Genomic DNA, 1,592 nt, shown 5'->3' with positions numbered 1-1,592 from the left:
ATATCATCTTAATCCTCATGAGAAGGGAGAAAGTGGTTATTCTGTTTTGCACCTTGCTGCTCGGGGGCAAACATCTATTTGTGCAGAAGGAGTGCGAGATGATGATCGCTGCAACCTTGTCATGATGTTAATTGATGACAACAAGTTGAGCCCATATGCAACAGATAACGCTCATGGGAATTCGCCTTTACATTGCGCGGCTGGTGCTGGTTTTACCGATGTGGTGAAGTTGTTGATTGATCGCTATAAGGCTGATCCACATAAAAAATCCAGTAGGAGTAGGGAAACGGTCTTATATAGGGCTGCTGGTTGCTCTGAAAGGCCTTGTGTAGATTTGGTCAGGTTATTAATTGATACCTATGGGGTAAACCCACACGCATGGAGCAACGGTGATACAGCTTTACATGCAGCTGCAAGAAAAGCTTATAAAAATAAGGGTGAAGTGATGTGGTTGCTGATTGATCATTATGGATTAAACCCAAATGCCAAAGGCCGTAATGGAAAAACTGTTCTAGATTCTGTCTCCGCATACTCCGATAGTTCAATCAGACAAAGGTTAATCAACCAATATGGAGCAAGGTCAGGAGGAGGTAATCAGGATAGTTGCGTGATTCAATAATCCAGCGTCAAGCCTGGTATGAAGGCCGTACTGCCACTGATGCCAGACATTCTATATTGTTTGAGGCGGTTGATGGTCACGGCAAAGAACACCTTGCCAGTCACATGGCTGCCTGATGTTGCTGGCTTGCCCTGTCTTCAACAAAGCCTGGCAGTTGTGTTGGTTTGTGCTTTAGAAATGGGTAGGTGGTCTGTATTTTCCGAAAACAATGATCCGGGTACTTACAGCTACTGGCTTCCCAGGGGTGGCTTTATTCCCATCTGTGCCATCAGAGCTGGTGGGAGGTAATTCAATATTACGGACACAGTCGTAACGTTCATGTCAAACAATTTCAGCCCTTGAATAAAAGTTTGCCATTGTTCTTTTTTCATGATTTTGGTTACTAGTTGATTACTGTTATCAATGTAAGTCATCAGTAGCGAATCGCCGGATATATTTATTGCCAATATCATCCTGTGGGTTGGGTGGCTAAGGAAAATGAAACAAAAAACAGCCTGACCAGGAGGAGGGTTCAAGTCAAAGCTCACAATATTATTTAATATCAATATCTGGATAACGGTACTTTCTGCATCAATTGGTTCTAATGAGTTATGTGGAGGGATAAACGAACCAAGCAGTGTTATAAGTTTTTTGATCAGGTCTTCACGCTTGATAATAGCTTCATCCACACCGACATCCTGTAAAAGAAAGAGAACGATATCTTCCCGCTCGTCCCCCTTTTCCTCTTCTTTCCCTCCAGTTAGTGCTGCCAGCAGGTCTTCATCAAATTCAATCACAGGCACTAGCTCACTTGTGATTTCGTGATAACCCGCAATAGTGCCAATTTCTGGAAGAACGAGAAGTTGTTGATGGCTTTCTACTGATGGGATTGAAAGCATTGAAGGAGCAGACTCTTCTTTTGGGCACTGGCATTTATATTTCTGGCAATAACACTGAAAACAATACCCATTGCTACTTTCGTCCAGATGGCACT

General features: G+C 43.1%; 3 protein-coding genes. 2 read left to right on the top strand and 1 reads right to left on the bottom strand.

Annotated elements, in window-relative coordinates; genetic code table 11:
• Both E1189_RS02135 and E1189_RS25700 read left to right on the top strand, forming a co-directional pair.
• On the top strand, positions 1 to 619 hold a 619-nt coding region (locus E1189_RS02135), incomplete at its 5' end, for an ankyrin repeat domain-containing protein (protein WP_196221060.1).
• Positions 604 to 735: a hypothetical protein gene (locus E1189_RS25700; protein ID WP_268921570.1), complete on the top strand. Its 132-nt coding sequence runs from the start codon at positions 604 to 606 to the stop codon at positions 733 to 735. The genes E1189_RS02135 and E1189_RS25700, both read left to right, overlap by 16 nt.
• A 111-nt stretch (positions 736 to 846) precedes the next feature.
• On the opposite strand, the gene E1189_RS02130 is transcribed toward E1189_RS25700, so the two are convergent.
• A partial coding sequence (locus tag E1189_RS02130; protein ID WP_230460029.1) for a hypothetical protein occupies positions 847 to 1,592 on the bottom strand: 746 nt, incomplete at its 5' end.

This window comes from Parendozoicomonas verongulae, from assembly GCF_009711465.1.
GTDB classification, from domain to species: domain Bacteria; phylum Pseudomonadota; class Gammaproteobacteria; order Pseudomonadales; family Endozoicomonadaceae; genus Sansalvadorimonas; species Sansalvadorimonas verongulae.
The sequence above is the reverse complement of the archived record's forward strand: the minus strand, read 5'-3'. Positions and strand labels throughout refer to the sequence as shown.